Annotated in this window: 29 protein-coding genes and 1 pseudogene; 22 read left to right on the top strand and 8 right to left on the bottom strand. The window is 63.0% G+C overall.

Annotated elements, in window-relative coordinates; genetic code table 11:
- Positions 1-58: 58 nt before the first annotated feature.
- Positions 59-949, bottom strand: coding sequence for a LysR family transcriptional regulator (locus tag AC0NID_RS10965; RefSeq protein ID WP_473455335.1), 891 nt, complete (start codon positions 947-949; stop codon positions 59-61).
- 122 nt (positions 950-1071) lie between these two features.
- Between AC0NID_RS10965 and AC0NID_RS10960 the strand changes: the two genes are divergently transcribed.
- The 17 genes and pseudogenes from AC0NID_RS10960 to AC0NID_RS10880 all read left to right on the top strand — a co-directional run bounded on the left by AC0NID_RS10960 (position 1072) and on the right by AC0NID_RS10880 (position 14499).
- Positions 1072-1797 (top strand): SDR family oxidoreductase, encoded by a 726-nt coding sequence (locus AC0NID_RS10960; RefSeq protein ID WP_473455336.1) that lies wholly within the window; start codon positions 1072-1074, stop codon positions 1795-1797.
- 72 nt (positions 1798-1869) lie between these two features.
- A pseudogene (locus AC0NID_RS10955) lies at positions 1870-2004 on the top strand (carboxymuconolactone decarboxylase family protein); the annotation flags it as partial.
- 77 nt (positions 2005-2081) lie between these two features.
- Positions 2082-2354, top strand: coding sequence for an Atu4866 domain-containing protein (locus AC0NID_RS10950; protein ID WP_473455518.1), 273 nt, complete (start codon positions 2082-2084; stop codon positions 2352-2354).
- A 323-nt stretch (positions 2355-2677) separates the two neighbouring features.
- Positions 2678-3436 carry an NYN domain-containing protein gene (locus AC0NID_RS10945; protein WP_473455337.1) on the top strand — a complete coding sequence of 253 codons (759 nt, stop codon included), beginning with the start codon at positions 2678-2680 and terminating at the stop codon, positions 3434-3436.
- Between the two features lie 115 nt (positions 3437-3551).
- On the top strand, positions 3552-3782 hold the full coding sequence (locus AC0NID_RS10940; RefSeq protein ID WP_473455338.1) for a hypothetical protein: 231 nt from the start codon (positions 3552-3554) through the stop codon (positions 3780-3782).
- 108 nt (positions 3783-3890) lie between these two features.
- Positions 3891-4220, top strand: a complete 330-nt coding sequence (locus AC0NID_RS10935; RefSeq protein ID WP_473455339.1) for a DUF982 domain-containing protein — start codon at positions 3891-3893, stop codon at positions 4218-4220.
- Between the two features lie 53 nt (positions 4221-4273).
- Positions 4274-4462, top strand: a complete 189-nt coding sequence (locus tag AC0NID_RS10930) for a DUF3606 domain-containing protein (RefSeq protein WP_473455340.1) — start codon at positions 4274-4276, stop codon at positions 4460-4462.
- The gene (locus tag AC0NID_RS10925; RefSeq protein WP_473455341.1) at positions 4462-4638 is read left to right on the top strand and encodes a hypothetical protein; all 177 of its coding nucleotides are present in this window, start codon (positions 4462-4464) and stop codon (positions 4636-4638) included. Before AC0NID_RS10930 ends, AC0NID_RS10925 begins: the two co-directional genes overlap by 1 nt.
- Positions 4639-5144: 506 nt before the next feature.
- A complete protein-coding gene (kdpF, locus tag AC0NID_RS10920) occupies positions 5145-5234 on the top strand; it encodes a K(+)-transporting ATPase subunit F (RefSeq protein WP_473455342.1) in 90 nt (29 codons plus the stop codon).
- 34 nt (positions 5235-5268) lie between these two features.
- Positions 5269-6972, top strand: a complete 1704-nt coding sequence (gene kdpA / locus AC0NID_RS10915; protein ID WP_473455343.1) for a potassium-transporting ATPase subunit KdpA — start codon at positions 5269-5271, stop codon at positions 6970-6972.
- Positions 6973-6978: 6 nt separating this feature from the next.
- Complete coding sequence (locus AC0NID_RS10910) at positions 6979-7194, top strand: hypothetical protein (protein WP_473455344.1); 216 nt, start codon at positions 6979-6981, stop codon at positions 7192-7194.
- On the top strand, positions 7191-9284 hold the full coding sequence (kdpB, locus tag AC0NID_RS10905) for a potassium-transporting ATPase subunit KdpB (protein WP_473455345.1): 2094 nt from the start codon (positions 7191-7193) through the stop codon (positions 9282-9284). Before AC0NID_RS10910 ends, kdpB begins: the two co-directional genes overlap by 4 nt.
- Positions 9285-9296: 12 nt before the next feature.
- Entirely contained in the window at positions 9297-9866 is a 570-nt protein-coding gene (gene kdpC / locus AC0NID_RS10900; RefSeq protein WP_473455346.1) for a potassium-transporting ATPase subunit KdpC, read from the top strand.
- Positions 9867-9920: 54 nt separating this feature from the next.
- Complete coding sequence (locus AC0NID_RS10895) at positions 9921-12674, top strand: DUF4118 domain-containing protein (protein ID WP_473455347.1); 2754 nt, start codon at positions 9921-9923, stop codon at positions 12672-12674.
- Positions 12671-13363: a response regulator transcription factor gene (locus tag AC0NID_RS10890; RefSeq protein ID WP_473455348.1), complete on the top strand. Its 693-nt coding sequence runs from the start codon at positions 12671-12673 to the stop codon at positions 13361-13363. Before AC0NID_RS10895 ends, AC0NID_RS10890 begins: the two co-directional genes overlap by 4 nt.
- 228 nt (positions 13364-13591) lie before the next feature.
- On the top strand, positions 13592-13897 hold the full coding sequence (locus tag AC0NID_RS10885) for a hypothetical protein (RefSeq protein WP_473455349.1): 306 nt from the start codon (positions 13592-13594) through the stop codon (positions 13895-13897).
- A 134-nt stretch (positions 13898-14031) separates the two neighbouring features.
- Positions 14032-14499, top strand: coding sequence for an NUDIX hydrolase (locus tag AC0NID_RS10880; RefSeq protein WP_473455350.1), 468 nt, complete (start codon positions 14032-14034; stop codon positions 14497-14499).
- A gap of 18 nt (positions 14500-14517) precedes the next feature.
- Here AC0NID_RS10880 and AC0NID_RS10875 read toward each other — a convergent pair whose 3' ends face one another.
- The 5 genes from AC0NID_RS10875 to AC0NID_RS10855 all read right to left on the bottom strand — a co-directional run bounded on the left by AC0NID_RS10875 (position 14518) and on the right by AC0NID_RS10855 (position 19741).
- Positions 14518-15369 (bottom strand): citryl-CoA lyase, encoded by an 852-nt coding sequence (locus tag AC0NID_RS10875; RefSeq protein ID WP_473455351.1) that lies wholly within the window; start codon positions 15367-15369, stop codon positions 14518-14520.
- Positions 15366-16550: a CaiB/BaiF CoA transferase family protein gene (locus tag AC0NID_RS10870; RefSeq protein ID WP_473455352.1), complete on the bottom strand. Its 1185-nt coding sequence runs from the start codon at positions 16548-16550 to the stop codon at positions 15366-15368. The genes AC0NID_RS10875 and AC0NID_RS10870 overlap by 4 nt, the downstream gene beginning before the upstream one ends.
- Positions 16551-16565: 15 nt before the next feature.
- Complete coding sequence (locus tag AC0NID_RS10865; RefSeq protein ID WP_473455353.1) at positions 16566-18089, bottom strand: tripartite tricarboxylate transporter permease; 1524 nt, start codon at positions 18087-18089, stop codon at positions 16566-16568.
- Positions 18090-18093: 4 nt separating this feature from the next.
- Positions 18094-18630 (bottom strand): tripartite tricarboxylate transporter TctB family protein, encoded by a 537-nt coding sequence (locus AC0NID_RS10860; RefSeq protein WP_473455355.1) that lies wholly within the window; start codon positions 18628-18630, stop codon positions 18094-18096.
- 133 nt (positions 18631-18763) lie between these two features.
- Positions 18764-19741 carry a Bug family tripartite tricarboxylate transporter substrate binding protein gene (locus AC0NID_RS10855; RefSeq protein ID WP_473455357.1) on the bottom strand — a complete coding sequence of 326 codons (978 nt, stop codon included), beginning with the start codon at positions 19739-19741 and terminating at the stop codon, positions 18764-18766.
- Positions 19742-19898: 157 nt separating this feature from the next.
- On the opposite strand from AC0NID_RS10855, the gene AC0NID_RS10850 reads away from it, so the two are divergent.
- Positions 19899-20723 (top strand): IclR family transcriptional regulator, encoded by an 825-nt coding sequence (locus AC0NID_RS10850; RefSeq protein ID WP_474033432.1) that lies wholly within the window; start codon positions 19899-19901, stop codon positions 20721-20723.
- A gap of 32 nt (positions 20724-20755) precedes the next feature.
- Here AC0NID_RS10850 and AC0NID_RS10845 read toward each other — a convergent pair whose 3' ends face one another.
- Complete coding sequence (locus AC0NID_RS10845; protein WP_473455360.1) at positions 20756-21295, bottom strand: GNAT family N-acetyltransferase; 540 nt, start codon at positions 21293-21295, stop codon at positions 20756-20758.
- Between the two features lie 255 nt (positions 21296-21550).
- On the opposite strand from AC0NID_RS10845, the gene AC0NID_RS10840 reads away from it, so the two are divergent.
- On the top strand, positions 21551-22000 hold the full coding sequence (locus AC0NID_RS10840) for a DUF2214 family protein (protein ID WP_473455361.1): 450 nt from the start codon (positions 21551-21553) through the stop codon (positions 21998-22000).
- Here the strand turns inward: AC0NID_RS10840 and nth are convergent.
- Positions 21994-22797, bottom strand: a complete 804-nt coding sequence (nth, locus tag AC0NID_RS10835; RefSeq protein ID WP_473455362.1) for an endonuclease III — start codon at positions 22795-22797, stop codon at positions 21994-21996. The genes AC0NID_RS10840 and nth overlap by 7 nt on opposite strands.
- A gap of 23 nt (positions 22798-22820) precedes the next feature.
- Between nth and AC0NID_RS10830 the strand changes: the two genes are divergently transcribed.
- The 3 genes from AC0NID_RS10830 to AC0NID_RS10820 all read left to right on the top strand — a co-directional run bounded on the left by AC0NID_RS10830 (position 22821) and on the right by AC0NID_RS10820 (position 25475).
- Complete coding sequence (locus AC0NID_RS10830) at positions 22821-23315, top strand: DUF2244 domain-containing protein (protein WP_473455363.1); 495 nt, start codon at positions 22821-22823, stop codon at positions 23313-23315.
- 265 nt (positions 23316-23580) lie between these two features.
- Complete coding sequence (locus AC0NID_RS10825) at positions 23581-24459, top strand: methylated-DNA--[protein]-cysteine S-methyltransferase (protein ID WP_473455364.1); 879 nt, start codon at positions 23581-23583, stop codon at positions 24457-24459.
- 107 nt (positions 24460-24566) lie between these two features.
- Entirely contained in the window at positions 24567-25475 is a 909-nt protein-coding gene (locus AC0NID_RS10820) for a ribokinase (protein ID WP_473455365.1), read from the top strand.
- Positions 25476-25477 lie beyond the last annotated feature (2 nt).

Raw genomic sequence — 25477 nt, 5'->3', positions numbered from 1 at the left:
GGTTCGCTCCCGCAGCTCGAAAAAGACTGCAAAGGTGTGATCGCCCGCGCGCAAAACGCTAACCGAAACGCCGTAGGTGATCGACAAGAGCGCGCAGCTTCGGCGCTACGTTGCGACGGCTCGGATAATAGAGAAAGAAGCCGGCGAAGCGCGGGCAATAATCCTCGAGAACTGGCACCAGATCGCCCCGATCGATCCACGGGCGAAAGCTCTCCTCCATGCCGAAGGTGATGCCAGCGCCAGCGATGGCCAGGTTTATCATCAGCGCCATGTCGTTGGTCGTGATCTCCGGCGCGACGTCGACGGTGAACTCCTTGCCGCTCTCGGCGAATTCCCAACGATAGGGCGCGACCTTCGGTGCGCGGCGCCAGCCAATACAGCGACGGCCCGCGAGTTCCCTCGGATGCGAAGGCGCCCCGAACCGATCGCGATAGGCCGGCGCGCAGACGGCGAGCTGCCGCTCGTCACCGGCGACCGACACCGCGATCATGTCCTGCTCGATTACTTCGCCGAGCCGGACGCCGGCGTCGTATCCCTCCGCGACGATATCGAATTCCTCATCCGTCACCGTGATGTCGATCTGAACCTCCGAATTGGCCTCGGCAAAGGTCGCCAGGAAACGCCCTGAAAGGAAGCGCTCGGCGATCGACGAGACGGCGAGCCGCAACTGCCCGCGCGGACGCCCGCGCAGATTCCCGGTGGTCTCGATTGCCGCGCGCATGTCGGCAATAGCGGGCGCTATCTCGGCGTAGAGGCGTTCGCCAGCCTCAGTCAGGCTGACGCTTCGCGTCGTGCGCTGGACCAGCGCAATACCAAGCGTCTCTTCCAGCCGCTTCATCGTCTGGCTCACCGCCGAGCGGGTGACACCCATGCGGTCCGCAGCCGCGCGAAAGCTCCGCTCCTCAGCCACGAGAGCAAACACCGCGAGCGCGTTGAAATCCGACTCCATTGGTTAGCTGTGCTTTCCACGATGGGAAGAAATGGTCGTCTTATCGCAACAGTGAAACAGATCCATCTTCGTGGCAACCGCTGCATCGCGGTTCGCAAAATCAATCAAGACGGAGACGAAACATGTCCCTCAACAAAATTGTGCTCATCACCGGGGCTTCGAGCGGCATTGGCGCCGCCATCGGCCGGGAACTCGCCGCTGCCGGAGCAAAGGTCATGCTCGGTGCGCGCCGCACCGATCGGCTGGACAAACTCGCTGAGGAGATCAGGGCGAAGGGCGGGGAGGCAATGACACGGCACCTTGATGTGACCGACCGCGCCGATGTCGCCGCGTTTGCCGAGGCGGCGCGCCAGGCCTGGGGACGCGTCGACGTGATCGTCAACAATGCCGGCGTCATGCCGTTGTCTCTGATGGCCTCGATGAAGGTCGATGAGTGGGATCGGATGGTCGACGTCAACATCAAGGGCGTACTCTACGGCATCGCCGCGGTGCTGCCGGAAATGACGGCCCGAGGTTCCGGCCATGTCATCAACATCGCCTCCATCGGCGCGCTTTCGGTGTCGCCGACGGCCGCGGTCTATTGCGCAACCAAATACGCCGTCCGCGCGATCTCCGACGGCTTGCGACAGGAGCACGATAACATCCGCGTCACGGGCATCCATCCCGGCGTGGTCGAGAGCGAACTCGCCGACACGATCACCGACCCGGTGGCGGCGGAAGCGATGAAGACCTATCGCGCCGTTGCGCTGCAGCCCGACGCGATCGGCCGTGCCGTACGCTTTGCCCTCGAGCAGCCGGACGACGTCGACGTGAACGAGATCGTCATCCGGCCGATAGCCGGCAAGTAGGGGTAACAATGGGTTTTCGTCTTCAGATCTCGCACAAAACAATTGCCGCCGCCTTCATGCTCTGCGAGCTTCCAACTGAAGGAAGTCATCTACATGGTGACGGTTCCGGCCGGCTTTCCTCGCGCGATCACTGCATCGCAAGCGCTCTTTGAGCTGTTCGCCGAGCATCGCGCCGCGACTGGTAAACCCCGAGGAGCTTTCCCATGAAACGGATTTCGATGCTTGCCGCTGCCGTGCTTCTTGCCGGCACTGGCGTCTTACCCATGCAGGAAGGTATCGCCCAGATGAACGTCGATCGGAACACGGTTACCCAACTTCCAGAAGGCCACCCCTATGTGGGGATGTGGGTCACGGCCGATGGCTATATCCGCCACAACTTGCTTCCAAACGGTCGCTATGACGAAGCGCGCGGCAACCGTGAGAGCGCATACCAAGGGCGCTATGAGATCCGAGGAAATCACATCGACTACTGGGATGACACCGCCTTTACCGCTGATGGAACGTTCATTGGCGGCGTGCTGCACCACGGAGGCATGATCTTATATCGGGAGAAGTAGTGGCCGGCGATGCTCAGCATCTCGTATGCTTGCAGGAAACGAGCCGATCACGCTGGCAAACGGTGACAACCTCGCCGGTCCGATTACTCGCCACCCGAGCGGTTCGATGACTCTGCAGCCGCCTTCTTTGCCGATGGCGGCCGCGTGGCACGACCCGGCGTTCGGCCAGCGGCGAGCATTTCCCGGAGATAGTTACAATACTGGTCACAGAGAAGGATTCGGGTCTCGAACCGTCGTTAGCCGAAGCCCTGCCTCGGGAATCCTGATAAAGGTTTCGAATGTCGCCGCTGGATCTCACTATGGAACAAGAATAGGGGGCTGCCTTGCCGACCGAACCACGTTCTCCACGGCTTGCAGTGCTGATCGACGCAGACAACGCTTCCGCCAAGATTGCCGACGGGTTGTTCGAGGAGATCGCAAAGATCGGCGAGGCAAGCGTTCGTCGCATCTACGGCGACTTCTCCAGCATCCGTTCGAAGGCATGGGCCGATGTGCTCTCGAAGCACGCGATCATCCCGCAGCAGCAATTCGCCTACACCACCGGCAAGAACGCATCCGACATCACGCTCGTCATCGACGCGATGGACCTCCTCCACAGCGGGCGGTTCGAGGGCTTCTGCCTGGTGTCTTCCGACAGCGATTTCACCCGCCTCGCCGCTCGCATCAGGGAACACGGGATCGACGTGTACGGATTTGGTGAGCAGAAGACACCGGAGAGTTTCCGGCAGGCATGCCGCCGGTTCGTATACACCGAGAACCTGCTTCCGACTGCACCGGCCAACGCTCATGATACGGCGCCGACGAAATCACTGCAGCCGCCGAGCGCCGCGACGCCGATCATCACCAAAGTCATTTCACAGATGGAAACCGAGGACGGCTGGGTGACGCTCGGCATTGTGGGCAACCAGCTCGCCAATCTGGCATCGGACTTCGATCCCAGAACCTTTGGCTTTCGCAAGCTGAGCGACCTCGTGCGGAAGACCAATGCCTTTGAGATCGATCATCCCGACGGCGGAGCGGTGCGTATAAGGCTCAAGCCGGCCGCTGGAAGGCAGGAGAGATCGAAGGCAGCGTCGCGCTGACCCCCGCAGAGGAACCTTGGCCGGTCCGGCCTCTGGTCGGACCACTATTTCGCTGGTGGAAACCGCCGTTCGGCGTATCATCCTCACGAGAGAAAGTTCTTGGCGGGAGAAGCCAATGAACGCAGCATCCCAACCGCCTGTCGTTGACTTGACAGCCCAAGAACTTGTTTCATCTGTGCTTTCAAAATTCCGCGCCGGCGACACCATATCGACCAGAGCCGCGATAGATGCGATTCGCCGGGCATCGCCGGCTTGTGGGGACAGCGACGATCATCTGGTCGAGCTTATCGTCATGACCGCAATTGGTAGGACCATGGGGGTCGTGTTCGACCACCGGTCCCGTTAATGCATGTCGCCCTGCCCGCAACGAGCTTGCTCACGATCTGAACGAAACCTGCGACGATGAGCGACTCTGCAACCATGATTTTGCGATCGGGATGACGCCAAATGGGTGATGCCGTTCGTCATCGGAACGAATACCCGGCTGCGTCGTTTCTTTCGTTGGAGTCAAGGAGTGGCGTCAATGCGTGATGAACAATTCGACGTTCCCGTGACAATCGAGAGCGGACGGATCGGACGCTCCTTTTATGTGACGAGAACGGTCCAGGCGGCCTCGCTTCTGGTGGACAAGTGGCCAGACGAAATGCGCGGGCCGAAATACCGAGCGGCCTTGAAGGCCATGATGGATGCGATGGAGCAGCGGCGGGCAGTTGGCAGCGCACGGCGGGCATTCACAGCCGCCGCCAAGGAAGCCAATCTGTTTGTGCGCGAAGGCCGGCACTAAGGAACCTCGCAAAAGCTTTCTCGTTATGTCCTGGTGAAACGAGGAGAACTGCCATGGCCGACGACAAGACCAGGACCGACAACCGCGATCGTTCAAGGGTGGCCGGCGACGAAGACTATGAGGTGAGGCATTTCGCCGAGGAGGCTGGCATCACTCCGGAGCAAGCTCGCACGCTCATCAAGCGCCACGGCACCGACCGCAAGGTGCTGAATGAGATCGCCGAGAGCATAAAGGCGTTGTGATGCCTGACGAGAAAGCCGCAATGGCCGATCGGAAGAAACGCGGGGACGAGAAAGCCCTGCGCCTGGCCGAGACCACCGACGTTTCGCCCAATCAGGCGAAGGAACTGATGCGCAAGCACGGCAAGGACAGCGCCAAGGTCGAGAAGGAAGCAAAGAACTTCAAGGCCGAAGGTTGAGCCGCCGATCTGGCGGAGCGCCAGTCTTAACCGCTTCCCCGCATCGCTGTCGAACGCGCCCAGCCGCCGCACGCCGGCGTTCGCTTGCCGCTGACGTCCGTCACGTCCGCACCGCGACCACCATCCGCGAAGCGATGTTGGTGCTAGCCGAGAACGACAGCAATGTACTCTCGACAAGTGCTGCCGCCGCTCAGGCGTGAATAGATTCGCAAGAAATCTTTATAAGAATTTTATTTCTTTCATTTCGGCCCCGTCTCGAACCTTTATGGTATTTTGATCCATATTGTACCTGGAGCATGCAAGTCCCTGCCTCGATTATCGTCGTGGCGAGGTGTTCCCAGCGATTTCGACCTGCCGACTGCAGGTGCGCAATGCAAAGCGAAGCTAAACGAAAATAAGGAACATCCGCGTTGGATATCATCGTTATCGGGATAGTGGTTTTGTTCTTCGCCATGTCCTTCGCCTACATCAAAGCTTGCGACAGTCTTTAACGGAAGGATCGCAACATGCTTGTCGACTATATCCTCGGTGGCGGTGTGACCTTTTTCCTTCTCGCCTACCTGACTTACGCCCTCGTTCGCCCAGAACGCTTCTGACAGCAACTGGCGCCAGGCACGGAAAGCTACATCAATGACTCTCAACGGATGGCTACAGATTCTCGTCTACTGCGGGATCGTCGTTTTGCTCGTGAAGCCGCTCGGCTTCTATATGTATCGCGTTTTCAACGGCGATCGCACATTTCTCTCGCCGGTTCTTGGCCCGATCGAGCGAGGCCTTTATCGCATCTCGGGAACCAGCGAGCGCGAAGAGCAGCACTGGACCAGCTACGCGGCGGGCATCATGTTCTTCAGCCTGGCCAGTTTCCTGGTGCTCTATTTCCTGCAGCGGCTGCAGGGGGTCCTGCCCCTGAATCCGGCTGGCATGACCGCGGTTGAGCCCAACCTCGCCTTCAACACCGCCGTCAGCTTCCCGACCAACACCAACTGGCAGAATTACGGCGGCGAAAGCACGATGTCCTATCTCGTGCAGATGGCCGGCCTCACCGTGCAGAACTTCATGTCGGCGGCGGTCGGCATCGCGATTGCCGTCGCGCTGATCCGCGGCTTCGCCCGCGCCTCGGTGAAATCGATCGGCAATTTCTGGGTCGATTTGACCCGCTGCACCCTCTACATCCTCCTGCCGCTCTGCATCGTGCTGACCCTCGCCTATGTCGCTCTTGGCGTCCCGCAGACGCTCGGCGCCTATGTCAGCGCGACAACGCTGGAAGGCGCGCAACAGACCATCGCCGTCGGTCCTGTAGCGTCGCAACTTGCGATCAAGATGCTCGGCACCAATGGCGGCGGCTTCTTCAACGCAAATTCCTCGCATCCTTTTGAAAACCCCGACGCGATCTCGAACCTGATCCAGATGGTGTCGATCTTCGCGCTCGGCGCGGCGCTCACCAACGTCTTCGGTCGCATGGTCGGCAATCAGCGCCAGGGCTGGGCGATCCTGGCCGCGATGGGCGTGCTGTTCATCGCCGGCGTCGCGGTCTGCTATTGGGCGGAAGCCGCTGGCAATCCGCTGGTCCACGCGCTGGGCATCGACGGCAGCAACATGGAGGGCAAGGAGACTCGTTTCGGCATTGTCCTGTCGGCGTTGTTTGCGGTCATCACCACGGCCGCGTCCTGCGGCGCCGTCAACGCCATGCATGACAGCTTCACCGCGCTTGGCGGCATGATCCCGATCATCAACATGCAACTCGGAGAGGTCATTGTCGGCGGTGTCGGCGCCGGTCTCTACGGCATCTTGATGTTCATCGTGATCGCCGTCTTCGTCGCCGGACTGATGGTCGGACGCACGCCCGAATATCTCGGCAAGAAGATCGAGGCCAAGGAGGTCAAGATGGCAATGCTGGCCATTCTCTGCCTGCCGCTGGCGATGCTGATCTTCACCGCCATCGCGGTGGTGCTGCCGACCGGGGTCGCTTCCATGGCCAATGCCGGCCCGCACGGCTTCTCCGAAGTTCTCTATGCCTACACTTCGGCTGCCGCCAACAACGGCTCGGCCTTTGGCGGTCTGACGGGCAACACGCCCTGGTACAACATCACGCTCGGCATCGGCATGCTGATGGGCCGCTTCCTGGTCATCATCCCGGCTCTGGCGATCGCCGGTTCGCTGGTCGCCAAGAAGACGGTCCCCGCCTCCGCCGGCACCTTCCCGACCGACGGACCGCTGTTCGTCGGGCTGCTGGTCGGTGTCATCCTGATCGTCGGCGGTCTCACCTCCTTCCCGGCTCTGGCCGTCGGACCGATCGTCGAGCATCTGGCGACGATCAGCGGGCAGACCTTCTGAGCGGTCATGAGCTGGTTCAACATCATGCGTCGCAAGGATCGGCCCCGAGCCGACAATGAGGGGACGGCGGCACGCCCTCCCTTCCCGACCCTATCCACCTTCCTGGGCATCGCGGCAGTCATGATCGTGATCTGGCTGCTGGCCTACCGGCCGCCGCATCTGCTTTCGGCATCCGATCGATCGGCGCCGTCCAACAACATTGATACTGGAGCCACCAAATGAGCCAGTCCAAATCCGCTGTTATCATGGATGCCCGCATACTTTGGCCCGCCATCGGTGGCGCTTTCAGGAAATTGAACCCGCGCACCTTGAGCAGAAATCCGGTGATGTTCGTTGTTGCCGTTGTCTCGGCGCTCACGTCAGTCCTGTTCGTCAAGGATCTTGTCACCGGCGGCGGCGATCTCGGCTTCTCGCTGCAGATCATCATCTGGCTATGGTTCACCGTGCTGTTCGCCAATTTCGCCGAAGCGGTCGCCGAGGGCCGCGGCAAGGCGCAGGCCGACTCGTTGCGCAAGGCGCGCACCGAGACGCAGGCCAAACTTCTGACGAGCGACGACCGCACCAAATTCAAGCTGGTGCCCGGCACCAGCCTAAAAGTCGGTGACGCGGTACTGGTCGAGGCCGGCGACATCATTCCGTCGGACGGCGAGGTGATCGAAGGCGTCGCCTCGGTCAACGAGGCGGCGATAACCGGCGAATCCGCTCCGGTCATCCGCGAATCCGGCGGCGATCGTTCGGCCGTGACCGGCGGCACGCAGGTGCTGTCCGACTGGATCCGCGTGCGCATCACCGCGGCGTCGGGCCATACTTTCCTCGACCGCATGATCTCGCTGGTCGAAGGCGCGGAACGTAAGAAGACGCCGAACGAGATCGCGCTCAACATCCTGCTCGTCGGCATGACGCTGATCTTCGTGCTGGCCACCGCAACGATCCCGAGCTTTGCCGCCTATTCCGGCGGCTACATCTCGGTGACAGTGCTGGTCGCCCTGTTCGTCACCTTGATCCCGACCACGATCGGCGCACTGCTTTCGGCTATCGGCATCGCCGGCATGGATCGCCTGGTTCGCTTCAACGTTCTGGCCATGTCGGGCCGCGCCGTGGAAGCCGCGGGCGACGTCGACACGCTGCTGCTCGACAAGACCGGCACAATCACGCTCGGCAACCGCCAGGCGACGGAGTTCCGGCCGGTCAAGGGCATTACCGAGCAGGAACTGGCCGATGCGGCGCAACTCGCCTCGCTCGCCGACGAGACGCCGGAAGGTCGCTCGATCGTCGTGCTGGCCAAGGAGAAATACGCTATCCGCGCCCGCGACATGGCAACGCTGCACGCCACCTTCGTGCCTTTTACCGCGCAGACCCGCATGAGCGGCGTCGACATAGACGGCTCGTCGGTGCGCAAAGGCGCCGTCGACTCGGTGCTCGCCCATGTCAATCAGTCGACCGTCGCCACGCATGCCACGCGGGCGAGCAGCGAAACGGTCCGGAATCTCCAGGCCATCGCCGACGAGGTCGCCAAGGCCGGTGGCACACCGCTGGCGGTCGAGCGCGACGGGCGCCTGCTCGGCGTCGTCCACCTCAAGGACATCGTCAAGGGCGGCATCCGGGAACGCTTCGCCGAACTGCGCAAGATGGGCATTCGCACGGTGATGATCACCGGCGACAACCCGATGACGGCGGCGGCGATCGCCGCTGAAGCCGGCGTCGACGACTTCCTCGCCCAGGCGACGCCCGAGGACAAGCTGAAGCTGATCCGCAACGAACAGGCCAAGGGCAAGCTGGTCGCCATGTGCGGCGACGGCACCAACGATGCCCCCGCCCTTGCCCAGGCCGATGTCGGCGTCGCCATGAACACCGGTACCGTTGCCGCGCGCGAAGCCGGCAACATGGTCGACCTCGACTCTGACCCGACCAAGCTGATCGAGATCGTCGAGATCGGCAAGGCGCTGCTGATGACGCGCGGCTCGCTGACGACCTTCTCCATAGCCAACGACGTGGCCAAGTACTTCGCCATCATCCCGGCCATTTTCGCCGTCTTCTACGTCGCGCCGGGGCAGACATCGGGCCCGCTGCAGGCGCTCAACATCATGCATCTGGCAACACCCCAGAGCGCCATCCTGTCGGCGATCATCTTCAACGCTCTGATCATCATCGCGCTGATCCCGCTGTCGCTCAGGGGCGTCAAATACCGCGCCATCGGCGCCGGTGCGCTGCTCAGCCGCAACCTTCTCATCTACGGCCTCGGCGGCATCATCGTGCCCTTCGTCGGCATCAAGGCGATCGATATGGCCATCACCGCAATCGGTCTCGCATAGGGAACCATGTCCATGCTCAATCAAATCAGACCCGCGATCGTCATGATCGTCTTCTTCACGGTGCTGACCGGCCTGATCTATCCCCTGGGCATGACCGGCATCGCCCAAGCGCTGTTTCCCAGCCAGGCCGATGGCAGCCTGATCGAGAAGGACGGCAAGGTCGTCGGTTCCGAGCTAATCGGCCAGGCTTTCGCAGGCGACACCTATTTCCATGGCCGCCCGTCGGCTGCCGGCGACGGCTACAACGCCGCCGCTTCTAGCGGTTCCAATCTCGGGCCGACCAACCCCAAGCTGATCGACCGCATCAAGGGCGACGCCGACAAACTGCAGGCCGAAAATCCGAACCAGCCTGTGCCCATGGATCTGGTTACGGCATCGGGCAGCGGCCTCGATCCGCATATCAGCCCTGAAGCCGCCTACTTCCAGGTCGCCAGGGTGGCCAAGGCGAGGGGTGTCGACGAGGCAAGGATCAAGGCGCTTGTCGACAGCCACATCGAGGACCGGGAACTCGGCTTCATCGGTGAACCCGTCGTCAACGTACTTGCCCTCAACCTTGCTTTGGACGACGCCACGAGACAATGAATGGTAGCGCCGGGATCGACACCGAAGCCGGCGCCGTTCATGATCTGAGACCAGATGCCCGAGGACAATCGAACCGCCGAGACCAGACCCTCACCGGACGCCCTGCTTGATCATGCGGAGCGGGAGGAGCGCGGCCGTCTGCGGATATTCCTGGGTGCGGCGCCTGGTGTCGGCAAGACCTACGAGATGCTGATGTCGGGCCGCGCCAGGCTGGCCGACGGGATCGACGTGGTGATCGGCGTTGTCGAGACGCATGGCCGCAAGGAAACCCAGGTGCTGGTCGACGGCTATGAGGTGATCCCCCGTCGCCGGGTCGACTACAAGGGGCGCTTTCTGGAGGAGATGGATCTCGATGCCATCCTCGCCCGGCACCCCGAACTGGTTCTCGTCGACGAACTCGCCCACACCAACGCCCCCGGCAGCCGCCACCCCAAACGCTATCTCGACGTTCAGGAAATCCTGACGCAAGGCATCGACGTCTACACGACGCTCAATATCCAGCATGTCGAAAGCCTGAACGATGTCGTGGCCCAGATCACACGCGTCAGGGTGCGCGAGACGGTTCCAGACTCCATCATTGACCAGGCCGACGATGTCGAGATCATCGACCTCACCACCGACGACCTGATCAGGCGGCTCGAGGAAGGCAAGGTCTACATCCCCAGCACCGCCCAGCGCGCGGTCGAGAACTATTTCTCGCCCGGCAACCTGACGGCGCTCAGGGAACTGGCGCTCCGCCGCACCGCCCAGCGTGTCGACGAGCAGTTGCTCAACCACATGCAGGCCCACGCCATCCCCGGACCGTGGGCGGCGGGAGAGAGGGTTCTCGTCTGCGTCGACGCGCGTCCGGGCGGGGCGGCTCGCATCCGCTATGCGCGCAGACTGGCCGACCGGCTCCGCGCCTCTTGGACGGCGCTTCACGTCGATACCCCTCGCTCGGCCGCCATATCCGAGGAGGACAAGGATCGGCTGGCGACGCTGCTGCGCCTTGCCGAGCAGCTCGGCGCCGAGGTGACGACCATTCCGGGTCAGAACGTCGCGCAGGACATCGTTCGCCATGCGACCGCGAACAACTTCACCCATATCGTGATCGGTAGGCCAACCCGATCGCGCTGGCGGGAGTTGATCGAAGGCTCGCTCACTTATGATCTCATCCGCAATGCCGGCGACATCAGCGTGCATGTCATTTCGGGAACCGAACGCAACGCCGAGGCGACGTCGAGGACCGTCAAGGCGGCGGAGGAGCCGTGGCAGTTCGAGATCTGGCCTTATCTCAAGGCCACAGCCTATGCTGCTGGCTCGCTCGCCTTCGCCGTCCTTCTCGACCAGTTTCTCGACGTTCGCAATCTGGCGATCATCTTTCTCATCGGGGTCCTGACGTCGGCTGTAACCGGCGGTCTCTGGCCGGCTTTGTATGCCTGCCTCGTCAGCGCCCTTGCCTTCAACTATTTCTTCCTGGAACCGCGCTACACGCTGACGATCCAGGATCCGGAGAGCATCGTTGCGCTGGCCGCCTTCCTCGTCGTTGCCATCATTGCCAGCAATCTGACCGCGCGCGTGCAGCGCCAAGCGGTCGCCGCCCGCTCACGGGCACGAGCCACGGAGGATATCTATCTCTTCGCAAAGAAGCTCGCCGGCGCCGGCACGCTCGATGACGTTCTTTGGGCGACCGCCTTCCAGATCGCCTCGATGCTGAAGCTGCGCGTGGTGCTGCTTCTGCCCGAAAATGGCACGATCACGGTCAAGGCCGGCTATCCGCCCGACGACACGCTGGCCGAAGCCGACATCGCGGCCGCCCGCTGGGCCTGGGAGCATGATCGCCCCGCGGGCCGTGGCGCCGACACGCTGCCCGGAGCGAGGCGCCTGTATCTGCCATTGCGAACCGGGCGCACCGCCGTCGGCGTCGTCGGCCTCGACAATGACAAACAGGGGCCGCTGCTGACACCCGAACAGCAGCGCCTGCTCGACGCGCTCGCCGACCAGGCGGCGGTCGCCATCGAACGCATTCAGCTTGTCACCGACGTCGACCGGGCCAAGCTGGCGGCCGAGGCGGACCGTCTGCGCTCGGCGCTGCTGACCTCGATCTCCCATGACCTCAAGACGCCGCTTGCCGCCATCATGGGCGCGGCCGGTACACTAAGGGAATTCGCGCCAGCACTTCCCGAAACGGACCGTGCAGACCTGCTTTCGACCGTGCTCGACGAATCGGAAAGGCTGAACCGCTTCATCGCCAACCTGCTAGACATGACCAAGATCGAATCCGGAGCGATGGAGCCGAACTATGCGTTCCACTATGTCGGCGACATTGTCGGTTCCGCGCTGCACCGGGCCAGGAAAATCATCGGCGAACACAGGACCGACATAGACATTCCCGCTGACCTGCCAATGCTGAGGCTTGACCCCGTTCTGTTTGAGCAGGTGCTGTTCAATCTCCTCGACAACGCCGCAAAGTATGCACCACCTGGTTCGACGATCCGCTTGCAGGGCTGGCTCGACAATGGCTTTGTCCTCTTGCAGGTCATGGACGAGGGTCCGGGCATTCCGCCGGCCGATCTGGAACGCGTTTTCGACACGTTCTACCGGGTGCGCAAGGGCGACCAGATCCGTGCCGGCACCGGGCTTGGGCTGTCGATCTGCCGCGGCTTCATTGAGGCGATGGGCGGGACAATTTCGGCGGCCAGCAGGACCGACCGCTCGGGTGCGGTTTTCACCATCAGAATGCCGGTGCCGACCGAATTGCCCGTCGTGCTCGATCCCAATGTGAGCGAACCCAATGCGGACGAGCAAAATGCTGGTGACTTGGCATGACGAATTCGAACGTCAGAATATTGCTTGTCGATGATGAACCACCGATCCGCAAGCTGCTTCGTGTCGGTCTCGGCAGCCAAGGCTATGCGATCAGCGAGGCGCCGAACGCCAAGGCGGCGATCGACCTCATGGAGACGGAAAAGCCGGACCTGATCCTGCTCGATCTCGGCCTGCCCGGCATGAGCGGTCACGAATTGCTGCGCAAATTGCGCGACGACGGCCTGGACATTCCCGTGGTCATCCTTTCCAGCCGCATCGATGAGGCCGGCATCGTTTCGGCATTCGAGCTCGGCGCCGACGACTATGTCACCAAGCCGTTCGGCATGAACGAGCTTGTCGCACGCATCCGCGTGGCGCTCCGCCACAAGTTCCAGCAGCAGGGCGAGAAGCCGGTGTTCCATACCGGCGATCTTTCGGTCGATCTGGTGAAACGCATCGTCAAGGTCGAGGGCGGGGAAGTAAAGCTCTCGCCAAAGGAATATGATATCCTGCGCATCCTGGTGCAGCACGCAGGCAAGGTTCTCACCCACCAGTTTCTGCTGAAACAGGTCTGGGGCGATTCGACCGACGTGCAGTATCTTAGGGTTTATGTGCGGCAGCTCAGGCAAAAGATCGAGAAAACTCCCGACCAGCCGCGCTATATCACGACGGAAACCGGCGTTGGATACCGCCTTCGGGAAATCGACTGAGTGCCGGAGCATCGGACCAGGCGGCCAACGTTTTGGGTGAAATCCGATGCAGCCGGGCTCGATCGGCCGAGAGTTTCAGCGGCTCGGGTTATGGCGCCGCTGAAGCCGGCCAATGAGGTGGAACAGCTGACCGGCTGTCCGGCACGCAGCAGATACGCAGCGGAGACCATGGCGTCACCAGGCAACTGCCCTATATATGTTTAGAGGTTCCGTTTGCAGGAATGATGGATGTCGCGACTTCGCCTATTGACGATCTTCATGTCGGCAATGCTGGCAACGGCGACGTTACCGGGGGCAAGTCCGGGCGCTTCGGCGCAGGTCCTCAACCCTGCCAATCGCAATACCGTGATCCAGCAAAACGAATTGCAGATGCTGCAAAACAGGCTGCGGCGGCAGCAATTTCAGCAGCAGCAGCAGCAGTTTCGTGCCCAGGATCGCGAGATCTCGCCGCAGCAACGGCCCGATGTGCCGCAGATGAAGCCTACTTGCCAGCTGCAGCGGTCGGGCAACGGCTTCGTCAGCACCTGCCGTTGATGAGCCGGCGACATTCATTTATTTAGCCGACTTATGTGCTTGAACACCGCCGCGCTTGAAGTAGCATCAAAGGCGGTTTTGATTTCCGCAACGTGCCTTTGTGCTTGGGCACCGCCCTGATTGGATCATCGGGAATGGCAGCCACCAAGAAGAAGGTCGTACGCAAGGCGAGGAGGGGCGAGCGGGTCCGTCAGGTCGCGGCGATTCCCTTTCGGCTGAGCGAGCGTGGCGAAGTCGAGGTGATGCTGGTCACCTCGATATCGACAAGGCGCTTTATCGTGCCCAAGGGTTGGCCGATGAAAGGCAAGAGCGGGCGCAGGGCAGCCACCATCGAAGCGCAGGAGGAAGCCGGCGTCCTCGGCAAGACGCTGAAGCAGCCAGCCGGCACCTATTCCTACTGGAAGCGGCTGACGAACCGGTTCGTCCGCGTCGACGTCACTGTCTATCTGCTGGCGGTGACCGAGGAACTGGCCAACTGGCAGGAGGCCAAAAGGCGGCAGCGGGCATGGCTGGCGCCGGAAGACGCAGCGATGCTTATCGACGAGCCGGACTTGTCGACGCTGCTGAAGAACTTGAAGGTTCCCCAGCCGGCGCCCGCTTGACCGCGTCGAACCAAAGCCTCATTTGGGGCCGCCATGCCCCGCGGGAAAGGGCCGCACCGGCGTGCCGGTATAGGCCCAAAGCCACTCGCGCGGCAGCGGCCCTTTGTTGCGGTCGGTCGCATGCGACTGTTCCCACGCATGCGCCAATATGCCAACCGAGCGCGACAGCACGAAGAGGCCTCGCGTCAGCGGCGGCGGGAAGCCGAGCTCGCCATAGATGACGGCGGTGGCGCCGTCGATGTTGAGCGGGATTTTCTTGCCCTTGCGCCGCGCGACCTCGGCCTCGACAGCTTCGGCGATGTCGGCGAAGCGTCCGCTGACGACGCCGCGCGCGGCAAAATCGCGGGTCAGTTCGATGAGACGCGGCGCTCGCGGATCGACCGGATGGAAACGATGGCCGAGCCCTGGCACATAAGCTTCTTCCTCGGCGAAGAAACGATCGAGCCGCACCGAGACGGCATCGGCAAGCGTCGCCCCTGTATCCAAAACCGCGGCGATGTCGCCGTAGAAGGTAAGCGCCTGCTCGCCGGCGCCGCCATGCACATCGCCAAGCACGTTGATGGCCGAGGCCATGGCGCTGTTGATGCCGACGCCGCAGGTGGCCGCCATGCGGGCAATGGCGATCGACGGTGCCTGCGGCCCATGGTCGACGGCGGCACCGAGCGCAATGCCGAGCAGCGCCGCCTGTTCCTCACCAGGCAGTTCGCCGCGCAGCATCAGCCAGATCATCGCTGGAAAGCTGACGCGGCCGATCAGATCCTGGATCTCGTAGCCACGCAGCCGGATCACGCCGGGGCGCATTTCGACGATGCCGGTCTGCCACCATTCTTCACCGCGTTCGCGGCCGGTCTTCTTCTCGGCGCCGCTCATGCCCGCGCCCTCTTGTTTGCTCGGGGCGGCAGACTGGCAAATACCTCATCCATATGCTCTCCCAATGTTGGCGGTGGCCTCGTCGGCAAGGGTGCCGCGCCATCGACCATGAACCCGCCGCGCACGACGGTCAGCGGCCGGTCCATCTTCGAAACGCCATTGAAACGAGTGGTCATGTCGCGCCCGATCACTTGCTGCTCGGCCAGCACCTGCGGGATCGTCAGCACCCTGCCCGCCGGCACGCCTGCGCGATTGAGCGTCTTCTCCCAGGCCGCGGCCGAGCCGCTCGCCAGCGCTTCCTCGATCAATTCCTTCAAGGCGATGCGGTTCTGTTTGCGCGTCTCGCGCTCGGCAAAGCGCGGGTCCGACGCCAGTTCCGGCAGCCCGACCAGCCGGCAGAGCGTGACGAACTGCTCCTGCTTGTTGGCGGCGATATTAAGCAAGCCGTTGCCGGTGCGAAACGTGCCGGAAGGTGCCGCCGTCATGTTTTCGTTGCCCATAGGCTGCGGATCGACATCGGCCGTCAGATAGTTGGAGACCGGCCAGCCCAGCGCGGAGAGCGTGCATTCGAGCATCGAAACGTCGAGGAAGGCGCCCTCGCCGCTTGTCTTCTGCCTCACAAGTGCAGCAGTAATGGCGAACGCCCCGACCAGTCCGCCCAGCGTGTCGGCGACCGGATAGCCGACACGCAGCGGCGCGGTCTCCGGCGTGCCGGTGATGCTCATGATGCCGGACAGTCCCTGGATGATCTGGTCGTAGGCAGGATTGTCGCGCATCGGCCCCGTCTGGCCGAAGCCCGAAATCGCGCAATAGACAAGGCTGGGGCGGATCTCTTTCAGCCTGGCGTAGCCGAGCCCCAGCCGGTCCATCACGCCGGGGCGGAAGTTCTCGACCAGCGCGTCGGCGGAAGCGACCAGATCGAGGAAGCGTTCGCGATCGGCCTCTTTTTTGAGATCGAGCACCACCGATCGTTTGCCGGCGTTCTGCGCCAGGAACGAAGCGCCCATGCCGGTGCTATTGAGTTCCGGCGAGCCGCCGAGCTGGCGCGCGAGATCGCCGCCTTGCGGCGCCTCGACCTTGATCAAATCGGCCCCGAGCAGCGCCAGCTGATAGGCGCAATAGGGGCCAGCCAGAACATTGGTGAGGTCGAGAACGCGGATGCCGGACAGCAGATCGGTCATGATATCACAAACAGCTCAGGCATCGCCCGGCACATGCTCGGGCCCGCGCCTGCGCCTGTGCTCGACGTAAGCCCAGATATGCGGTCCAATCAGTCCGATGAACGCCAGCGTCAGCAGCGTCAGCGACAGCGGGTGCCTGTAGAACACCGACCAGTCGCCGTTCGAGATGGTCATCGCCCGGCGGAACTGGGTTTCGGCGAGCGGCCAGAGGATCATGCCGATGATGACCGGCGCCGTCGGGAAATCGAAGCGCCGCATCAGGAAACCGGCCCCGCCGAGCAGATAGAGGATGACGAGGTCGGTCGGCGACTGCGAAATGCCGTAGGTGCCGACCGTGGCGAACACCAGGATACCGGCATAGAGCTGCGGCGCCGGGATTTTCAGCAGCCGCACCCACAACCCGATCAGCGGCAGGTTGAGGATGACGAGGATGATATTGGCGATGAACAGGCTGGCGATCAGCCCCCAGACCAGATTGGCCTGCGTCATGAACAGCATCGGCCCGGGATTGATGCCATAGCTCTGGAAGGCAGACAGCATGATCGCGGCCGTCGCCGAGGTCGGCAGGCCGAGCGTCAGCATCGGCACCAGCACGCCGGCGGCCGATGCGTTGTTGGCGGCTTCCGGACCGGCTACGCCTTCGATGGCGCCGACCGTGCCGAACTCCTCCTTGTGTTTGGAGAGCTTCTTCTCGATCGCATAGGACAGGAAGGTCGGGATCTCGGCGCCGCCAGCCGGCAGGGCGCCGATTGGGAAGCCGAGCAGGGCGCCGCGCAGCCAAGCCTTCCATGAGCGTGCCCATTCGGCCGCCGTCATGTAGAGCGATCCCCTCAAGGGCACGATCTCGTCCTTGCCGGCGTAACGGCGCGACGCCATGTAGAACGTCTCACCGACCGCAAAGAGGCCAACGGCGACGACGATCACGTCGACGCCGTCGAGCAATTGGCTCATGCCGAAGGTAAAGCGCGGCTGGCCGGTCTGCAGGTCGACGCCGATCATGCCGATGACGAAGCCGACGAACAGGCTGGTCAGGCCGCGCACCGACGACGAGCCGAGCACCGCCGAAACCGTGATGAAGGCCAGCACCATCAGAGAAAAATATTCGGCCGGACCGAAAGACAGCGCGAATTTGACCACCACCGGCGCCAGGAACGCGACCCCCAGCGTTCCGAGCGTGCCGGCGACGAAGGAGCCGATCGCCGAGGTGGCAAGTGCAGCGCCGCCGCGGCCGGAACGGGCCATCCTGTTGCCTTCCAGCGCCGTGACGATGGTAGCGCTTTCGCCCGGCGTGTTGAGCAGGATCGATGTCGTCGAACCGCCATACATGGCGCCGTAGTAGATGCCGGCAAACAGGATGAAGGAGGCTTCCGGCGCCACCTGATAGGTGATCGGCAAAAGCAGGGCGATGGTCAGCGCCGGCCCGAGGCCGGGCAGCACACCGATCGCGGTCCCCAGCGTCGTGCCGAGCAGGCACCACATGAGATTGACCGGCGTGAAGGCGACCGAAAATCCGTGCGCGAGATGGCCAAGCGTTTCCATGGCTTCAGGCCCTCAACATACGGATAATCGAATCGAGGACCGTGTTCAGCTGGTTCTCGATGAAGCCGGCGCCGATGTTGACGCCGAGCGCCCTTGCGAAGCCGAAATAGGCGGCAAGCGCCAGTATCAGGCCGAGCAGCACGTCACGCAGCGGATGTTTGCTGCCGAACCCGTGGCAGATGAGAACGAACATGATCACCGAGGCCGCAGTGAAGCCAAGCGGCTGGATCAGCACAAGATTCGCCACCAGTCCGACGGCGACGATGGCCATTGCCTTCCAGTCGGTCGGCGTTTCCTTTTCTTCCTCCGGTTGCCAGCCGCCCCGCAAGGCGGCGACGATCAGCAGGAGGGAAAGGATTATCATGCCGATCATGGTAATGTAGGGAAAGACGGTCGGGCCGACCTTGGAGTAGAGCGGCGACACCGGAATCGCCAGCGTCTGCCAGGCTACCGCGCCAGCGCAGGCGAGAAGCCCGATACCGATCAGCAATTCGGGCACGGCAAGGCGCGGCCGCGCCGCCTGCTGCTCGCTGGTGCTCATGATCGTCCTCCCTGGATAGCCAGCCGGTCTCCCAAAGCCGACCTCACCGCAGTTTCACTCGCTCTGGATCGTATGTCCATGCGGCTGGCGAACATCGGAAAAGGGCGGCGCAGGCCGCCCCTTTCCGAAGACATCAGGCAAGGCCGAGATCCTTGAGGATGGCCTCGATCCGGGTCGTGTCTTCAGCCAGGAATTTTGCGTAGTCGTCGCCGGTGAGCAGGATTTGCGTCCAGTTGCGGTTCTTGCATTCGGTGGCCCAGGCATCGCTTTTGGCCATGGTCTCGACCAGCGTGATCATCGCCGCCTTGTCGGCGTCGGAAACGCCGGGCGGTGCGAAGACGCCGCGCCAGTTGAACAGTTCGACATCGATGCCCACTTCCTTCAGCGTCGGTGCGTCGATGCCTTCCTGGCGCTTGTCCGCGGAAATGGCAAGCAGCCGAAGCGCGCCTGCCTTGACCTGTTCGGAGAACTCGCCATAGCCGGAGATGCCGGCCGCGACCTGGTTGCCGAGAAGCGCCGACAGGGCCTCGCCGCCACCGGCGAACGGCACGTAGGAGAGGTTGGCTGCCGGAACACCGGCCGTCTTGGCGATGAGGCCGAACAATATGTGGTCCGAGCCGCCGGCCGAACCGCCAGCCACTGGAACCTTGGTCGGGTCAGCCTTGAGGGCGGCCACGAAATCGGCAGCGGTCTTGAACGGCGAGGCCGCCGGCACCACAAGCGCCTCGAACTCCCCGGTGAGGCGGGCGATCGGCGTGACTTCGGTGAGATTATTGGCCGATTTGTTGGCGATGATGGCGCCGACCATGACCATGCCGGCAACCATCAGCGAATTGCCCTTGCCGTTCCACTGGCTGATGAACTGCGGCAGGCCGACCGTGCCGCCGGCGCCGCCGACATTGGTAATCTGCGAACCGGAGATCAGCTTCTCACTGCGCAGCACCTGGTCCATCGTGCGCGCCGTCTGGTCCCAGCCGCCGCCGGGCGCCGCCGGCACGAAGATCTGGATCTGCGGCGCATCCTGCGCGAAGGCGGGCGAGAGATGCAACGCCGCGAAACCGGCGGCGCCGGCAGCGGCGGTGCTCATTAAAAATCTGCGTCTGTTCAGCATGGGATTCCTCCAATCACGACACCTCCTCCGGTGCCTGCCAGCAACGTAGCCTGAATTCAGACCCGCCCGGTAAAAATTCATGCAGTCTTTGCCTCATTCTGTCAACAGGAACGGAATTCTACTGGACAGAACTGTCCGCGTGCGGCACAATTATTCGATGGCCCTTCTGTCCAAGTGGGAACAGAACGACGTGGTCAAACAGACGACCGCAACACAATCCAAGCCTGTCTCGGCCGGCGGCGTTGCCGCGCTCGACCGCGCGGTCGCCATCCTCGATGCTTTCGCCACCGCCGACCGGTCGCTCAGCCTCGCCGAAATCGCGGCGCGGACCGGCCTCTACAAGAGCACGATCCTGAGGCTGGCGAACTCGTTGCTGCGCGGGCAGTTGCTGGAGCGTCTCGACGATGGCCGCTATCGCGTCGGCCCTGCCACCTTCCGGCTGGGCGCCCTATACCAGCGTTCGGTCGTGGCGGTCGACATCCTGCTGCCGATCATGCGCGATCTCGGCGACCGAAGCTGGGAAAGCGTCGCTTTCTATGTCCGGTCGGGTGACGTGCGAACCTGTCTCTACCGCGTCGAGTCCAAGCATCCCATCCGCTACACGATCCAGGAAGGCGACGTGCTGCCTTTGCTGGCCGGCTCCGGCGGCCGCGTGCTTGCCGCGTTTTCCGGTCAGCAGGGCGAGCCTTACGAGACGATCCGCAAGACCTATCATTGTTTGTCGGTCGGCGATCGCGACCCCGAGACGGCGGGCGTTTCGGCACCGGTATTCGGACCGGGACGCGCCTTGCTCGGTGCATTGACGCTGTCCGGCCCGAGCACGCGCGTCGACGCGGCCTTTCTCCAGCGCATGAAAAGTCCGCTGCTCGAGGCTGCCGCGCGCGCCACCCGCGCTTTCGGCGAAGACGCCTCCATGCTCGACCAGGCGGCCCGCCAAGCCGGTGCCGAAGCGGAAGGCCCAGAAAGCCTCGGTTCGGCCTGACCGGAACCACAGGACGGCAGACAGCAGCACCCTCAAGGTTGCCGTTCCAGCATGATCGTCGCATCGTCGTGATAAGTGGTCCGCAACACTTCCCTGTAGCCGCACTTTGCCGCGACGTTCAGTGAAGCGGTGTTTTCCGGAGCGATAATGCAGACGGTCCTTGCGCGTTCGAATGCCTCGTCGCCCCAGGCGAGAACCCGTCCGACGACTTCGCTGGCGAAGCCTTGGCCATGCGCGCTCGAGACCAGTGCCCAACCGGCTTCCGGAACGCCTTCGATCGACGGCACCATGTCGCGCCTCAGGTCGTGAAAGCCGGCCTCGCCGATGAAGCGGCCTGTTGCCTTGTCCTCGATCGCCCAGAAGCCGTAGCCCAGCAGCGACCACAGGCCGGCATGACGCAGGAAGCGCATCCAGCTTTCCTCTCGCGTGCGCGGCTTGCCGCCGATGAAGCGGGTGACGACCGGATCGGCCCACATGGCGACATAGGCATCGAAATCATCGAGTTGGTGCGGCCGCAGGATGGTGCGCGGCGTTTCGATGACGGAAGCGACGACCGCCTGCGGATTATCCATGGATCATGCCTCGGTTGCATTGCCTGTGCCTAACGCATGTCGCCCAAGAAGCCTGCCCTTGGCTTGACCCGGGCGTGCTCGGCGGTTTGGGAAACGACATGCGAAGGACAGAGATCAAAATCGCCTGCGCTAAACAAGAGCCAAAGGCTGTGCAGATTATCTTCCAGCCCAATATGAATCCTGCCCAGCAGTGCTACTTTTCACCAGCAGCTGATTCAGCACGTCCGCTGTGCCGTCCGACGGAGGGAAAAGGGCATGGAGACCACCGATCTTGTGCTTGCCGTCTTTCATCATCTGCTGGTGTTTTCACTGGCAGGCATCATCGGCGCCGAATTCGTCCTGATCCGCGGCGATCTGCCCGCCGCGACGCTCCGGCGGATTGTCGGCATCGATCGCCACTACGGCATCTTCGCCATGCTGATCATCATCGTCGGCATCGGCCGCGTCATCTATGGCCTGAAGGGCTGGGAATTCTATGTCTACAACTGGGTATTCTGGGCAAAGATCGCGACTTTCGCCATCGTCGGCCTGCTGTCGATCATCCCGACCGTCCGCTTCGTGTCCTGGAACAGGCAGGCCACGGCCAGCCCCGGCTTCCAGGTGCCGGCGGCGGAACTTGCATCCGTTCGAACCTATGTCCGAGCCGAAGCATTCATCTTCCTGCTGATACCGGTCTTTGCAGCGGCGATGGCGCGTGGCTACTGAATTTCCTCCGCCGGCCCGAGCGGCGCGATCTCGACCAGCGGCGGCGGCACATCGGTCGTCTTCTCCCCGGCCTTGCAGATATCGGCGATGACGCAGGCCGGACAATCCGGCTTGCGCGCCTTGCAGACATAGCGCCCATGCAGGATCAGCCAATGATGGGCATGGCGCATATATTCGTCCGGGATGATCCTCAACAGCCCCTGCTCGACCTGTTCCGGCGTCTTGCCGGGCGCCAGCCCGAGCCGGTTGCCGATGCGCAAGATGTGCGTGTCGACCGCCATCGTGTGCTGGTCGAAGGCCATGTTGAGCACGACATTGGCGGTCTTGCGGCCGACGCCCGGCAGCTTGACCAGTTGGTCGCGGTCGTCAGGCACCTCGCCGCCATGGTCGCGGATCAGCGCTTCCGACAGCGCGATGACGTTCTTGGCCTTGTTGCGCCAAAGCCCGATAGTGCGGATGTAATCGCCGACCTTGGCCTCGCCGAGCGCCAGCATCTTTTGCGGCGTGTCGGCGACCTTGAACAGCGCCCGAGTCGCCTTGTTGACACCTGCATCGGTCGCCTGCGCCGAAAGCACCACCGCCACCAGCAGCGTGAAGGCACTGACATGTTCGAGCTCGCCCTTCGGTTCGGGCCGCTGAACCGAAAAGCGTCGGAAAATCTCGTGCACCTCGGCCGGGCTGTAGAGCGAATGGGACCGCACCGGCCGGCCACGCGGCCTGGCATTTGAGCCATCACGTCGGCCTGGCAGCAATTCATTTTTGAGTGCGGAGGAATTTTTGGGCTTGGGGCTCGTCATCAGCCTTCCTATAATACCCCGCCATGAGCGACACAAACGCCTCATTTCAGGCCGACGAGCCAATTTTCCAGGCGTTGCTGACACCGCATCGGTCGCTGGGCAAAACCGGCTTTGCCATCCTGATGGGCGCTCTCCTGTTCGGCTGGTCGGTCACCGGAGCGTTTTTCCTGTCGCGCGGCGCCTGGCCGGTATTCGGCTTTCTCGGCCTCGACGTGATTGCCGTCTACATCGCCTTCCGCGCCAATTATCGCGCCGCTCGCGCCCGCGAGGAAGTGTCAGTCTCGCGCACCAGCCTCGACATCCGCAAGACCGCACCCTCCGGCAGGTCGGAAGCGCATCGCTTCAATCCGTTCTGGGCGCGATTTTCGGTCGCACGCCACGCCGAGATCGGCATCACCGGGATGGTGGTTGAAGCACAAGGCCAGAATGTGCCCATCGGCGGCTTCCTCAATCCCGACGACCGCGAGAGTTTTGCGTCAGCCTTTTCAAGGGCACTGGCGACCGCGAAGGCGCGTTAAGTCCCATACACGTCCGCGAACCAGTCCATTCGGCGTCGAGCCGGTGCCTCACCCGCGAAATGGGTCTCTCGGCAGCCAACCGGCTCTCCAGCGCGTAGACAGTAATCAGCAGCGCCTCTTTCTCCTTGGTGAGATGCATCCTTTTCGCCAGCCATGATCGCTCTTTCCCAAGGCCGGCCTCTACCGGGTATATGCACCGAGAAGGCAAGTTTCGGGTGGTGACCGGAGGCATGAAGGACGATATTCACGGTCAAGGAGACAGTCTATGAACGCACAGACAGCTATTCTGGAAAAAGACATCACGCCCGAAGGCAACGACTACGAAATCGTCCGTCACGCCATCGAGAAGATCAGCCTCGATTACCGCGACCAGCCCTCGCTTGAGGTCCTGGCCGAGGCAGTCGGCGAGACGCCGACCGGCCTGCAGAAGCTCTTCACCCGCTGGGCCGGCCTGTCGCCCAAGGCCTTCCTCCAGGCGGTCACGCTCGACCATGCGCGCAAACTGCTCGATTCCGGCATGCCGCTGCTCGAGGCTTCTTTCGAGGTCGGCATGTCGGGCCCCGGCCGATTGCACGACCTTTTCGTCACCCACGAGGCGATGTCGCCGGGCGACTACAAGACGCGCGGCGCCGGACTGACGATCCGCTACGGCTATCATATTTCGCCCTTCGGCATCGCCTTGATCATGGCCACCGACCGTGGGCTTGCCGGCCTCGCCTTCAGCGATGCCGGCGGCGAGCGCGCGGCGCTCGCCGATATGTCCGGCCGCTGGCCGAACGCAACCTATGTCGAGGACATGGCAGCGACGGCGCCCTATGCCGCGCGTATCTTCGATCCGGCACTGTGGCGCGCCGACCAGCCGCTGCGCGTCGTCATGATCGGCACAGATTTCCAGGTCCGCGTCTGGGAGGCTCTGCTGCGCATCCCGATGGGCAAGGCCTGCACCTATTCCTCGATCGCTGCCCGCATCGGCGCGCCGAGCGCCAGCCGGGCGGTGGGTGCCGCGGTCGGCGCCAATCCGATGTCCTTCGTGGTGCCGTGCCATCGGGCTCTCGGCAAGTCCGGCGCGCTCACAGGCTACCACTGGGGCCTGACCCGCAAACGCGCCATCCTTGGCTGGGAAGCGGGACAGGTCGGGTCCTGATTATGCTTCCATAGGTTCGGGCCAGCAGCGCGCGGGTTCATCTCGCGCGGTCTGGCAAGCGGCGGCCTTACGGAGTAGCTTCCCGCCAAATCAGCAGGAGGTATTCCTTGATCATCGTCATCGGCTCGATCAACCTCGACCTTATCGCCAATGTCGACCGCTTGCCCGCACCGGGCGAGACGGTTCGGGGCTCCGGCTTCACCACTGCGCCTGGCGGCAAGGGCGCCAACCAGGCGCTGGCCGCCACGCGCGCCGGCGCCAAGGTGCGCATGGTCGGCGCGGTCGGCAAGGACAACTTCGCGGCGGACGCGCTGGCCCTGTTAAGAGAGGGCAAGATCGACCTGTCCGGGGTCGGTGAAACCTTCGCCTCGACCGGCACGGCGTTGATCATGGTCGCTGACGACGGCGAGAACGTCATTGCCGTGGTGCCGGGCGCCAATGATTCGGTCGTGACAGGCGACCTTTCCAAGGCGTTTATGAAGAAGGGCGATGTCGTGCTCCTGCAGCAGGAAATCCCGCTGCAGACCGTCGACGCAGCACTGGAAGCGGCACGGACGGCGGGCGCGGTCACCGTGCTCAACACGGCTCCGTTCCGCGGCGAGGCGGCGGCCTTCCTCGGCAAGGCCGACTATGTCGTCGCCAACGAAACCGAATTCGACCTCTATGGCGAGGCGCTGTCGCTGAGCGGCCGCGATCGCCAGGCGCGGATGCGCGATTACGCGGGGAAGACCGGCCGCACAATCGTCGTCACGCTCGGCGGTGACGGCGTTCTGGCCGCCACGCCAGCCGATCTTCTGATGGTTCCGGCGCTGAAGATCACGCCTGTCGACACGGTCGGCGCCGGCGACACGTTTTGCGGCTATTTCGCCGCCGGGCTGTCATCCGGCCTGCCGCTCGAAGAGGCGCTCGCCCGTGCCACAGCCGCCGGTTCGCTCGCCTGCCTGAAGCCCGGCGCCCAGCCGGCTATCCCGCTGGCGAAGGAAGTTGACGCGGCGCTACAACAATCCGCCAGTTAGGT

It is taken from the genome of Mesorhizobium sp. WSM4821, from assembly GCF_055901555.1.
The sequence above is the reverse complement of the archived record's forward strand: the minus strand, read 5'-3'. Positions and strand labels throughout refer to the sequence as shown.